A 2306-nucleotide genomic window follows, 5' to 3' on the forward strand; every position below is an offset into this window, starting at 1 on the left:
TCGGCGAGCCGGGCGGCGGCGAGCGCCAGCACCGACCGCAGCAGCGGCAGCGCGACAAGCGCGTTGGCTCCCTCGCCCAGATCCAGTCGAAGGTCCAGCAGCGGGGTGAGGCCGAGCACGTCGGCGGCGAGCCGCACCGCGGGGTGCCCGCCGTGGTCGGCGAGCAGGCACCAGTGACGGGCCTGCCCGGCCAGGTCGCGGCTGACCATTCCGGCGGCCAGCCCGACCGGCCCGTCCAGCAGCACCGGCACCCGCCGGGCGGTCGCGCCCAGCAGCACACCGGTGGCCACCGCCACGTCACCGCCGCCCAGTTCCGCAAGCACGTCCTTGGCGCCTCGCGGCGAACGACGGGTGCGGTGCAACGCGTCGCGTACCGCCGCGCAGCGGACCATCCAGGCCGCGTCGTCGATCTCGCCGGAGTCGGTGATCACCCGTCCGAGCACGGCCGGGGGTTCCGCGCCCGCCGTGGCCGCGAGCACCGCCGCGGCCGCCGCTTCGGTGCCGGCCCCGCACGCCCCCAGCACCAGCAGTTGTACGCCGGCGTCGGCGGCCTGCTCGGCCAGCCGCCAGCCGTACCGCAGCGCCGACTCGACCTGCTCGGGGGAGAGCGCGGGCTCGTCCTCCACGGCCGCCGCCGTGGGGGCGTCCACCACCTGAAGGCTCGCGCCGCTCTCGGCGGCCAGCCGGGCCAGCGCGCCCTGGCCGGCGCGGGCCTGCCGGGCCCGGCGCGTCGACTCACCGGGGACGGCGCCGGCCGACGCCCCGCCGGAGTGGTCGCCGTGCAGCAGCAGCACCCGCACCGAGCCCCAGGGGGCCGGCGTCGAGGTGGCCTGGGTGGCGGCCGCGAAGCCGACCACCCGGTCCAGGACGCCCAGCCCGGCACCGGGTACGTCCAACGTGGCCAGACGGTCCACCGCCTGCGGGCCGGCGTACTCGTCGGGCATCGGAAGCTCCATGCCCGGCTGGATGACGAGCCCGGTGGCCACCATCGGCAGCGCCATGGTGGGCGCGGCCCACGGGTTGCCGGGCTCCTGGTTCGGGGCGGGCGGCGCCGGATGGGTCAGCACCTCCGGCAGCTGCACCTCGGGGGTGGGCTCGGTGTCGGTGTCGGCCGGGACCGGCTGGGGGGCGACCCGCGCGGTGGCCGTCGCGGTCGCGGGCGCCGTCGGAACGGCGTGGTCGGTCGGCTTCAGCCACACCGGCTGGCCGGCGACCACCAGCGCCACCGCGTCGCAGGCGTCGGCGACCGCGCGGTTCGCCGCGCCCAGCGCGTCGGTGAACGCCCGACCCAGCGGCGTGGTCGGCACCAGCGACAACCCCACCTCGGGGCTGACCAGCACCACCCGCGCCGAGCAGGTGCGGATCGCCTCGGCCAGCTCGGCGATCGTCGCCACGTCGTCGGCCGGCTGGTGGTCGGGGTCGAGCAGCACCGTCACCCAGCCGCCCAGGTCGTCCACGAGCAGCGTCTCGTTGGGCTCGGCGGACGCGAGCACGTCGGCCAGCCGGCGTGGGTCCTCGGCGGTCTCCTCGGTCGTCCAGCTGCCCGGCCGGCGGGCGCGGTGCGACGCCAGCCGCGTCGCCCACTCGGTGTCCTCCGGGTCGCCCTCCGGCGCGGTGGCGAGGTAGCGGACCACCGGCGCGTCGATGACCAGGGACTCGGCGAACTCCGACTTGCCGGACCGGGTGCCGCCGAGCACCAGGACCGTGTTCCACCCGTCAACGGACATGCCCGTACCTTAAGGCCGGCCGGGGGCGCGCTGCCTGCCGGCCCGGTGCTCCCGGTCGGTCAGTCGCAGTGCTCGAAGCCGCTGCCGTAGCTGACCCCGCCGGTGGAGCCGCCCCACTTGACGCACGTCCCGGCGGCGGTGGCCCGCACCGGCCCGGCGTAGTAGTCGAAGGACCCGCTGTCGGTGCTGCGCGCCCGCCCCTGCACCTCCAGGTACGCCGACGCCGCCGACTTCGTGCCGACCGCGGTGTCCTTGAGGGTGACCACGCAGTTGGTGCCGGTGCCCGCGTGGTAGAGCAGGTAGACCCGGCCCTTGCGCTGCCCGCCGCCGGTCAGCGTCGCCGAGTCGATCACCTGGTAGCCGCTGCCGCACACCTGCGCGGCCGTGTACGGGTTGGGTCGGCTCGACGGGGTGCGGCTGGGCGTTGGCCGGCTGCTGGCCGTACCGGTCGGCGTGCCGCCCGGCGCCGCGGTGCGGCCGGGGTCGCTGCCGGTCGTCGCCGCGGCGGTGGACCCGGCCGGGTCGGCCGTCGCGCTGCGGACGGCGCCCGGCGTCCCGCTGGGCCGGGGCCCGGTGGTG

The 2306-nt window shown here is 77.5% G+C and carries 1 protein-coding gene and 1 pseudogene; both read right to left on the minus strand.

The genetic code is table 11. From position 1 onward, the window contains the following. Positions 1 to 1727: bifunctional adenosylcobinamide kinase/adenosylcobinamide-phosphate guanylyltransferase (locus tag FHG89_RS03490; protein WP_139582723.1), on the minus strand; the 1727-nt coding region annotated here is incomplete at its 3' end. Positions 1728 to 1786: 59 nt separating this feature from the next. Beyond that, positions 1787 to 2306 (minus strand): annotated as a pseudogene (locus FHG89_RS32760) (hypothetical protein); the annotation flags it as partial.

The sequence above is a fragment of the Micromonospora orduensis genome (assembly GCF_006228125.1).
Lineage (GTDB): Bacteria > Actinomycetota > Actinomycetes > Mycobacteriales > Micromonosporaceae > Micromonospora > Micromonospora orduensis.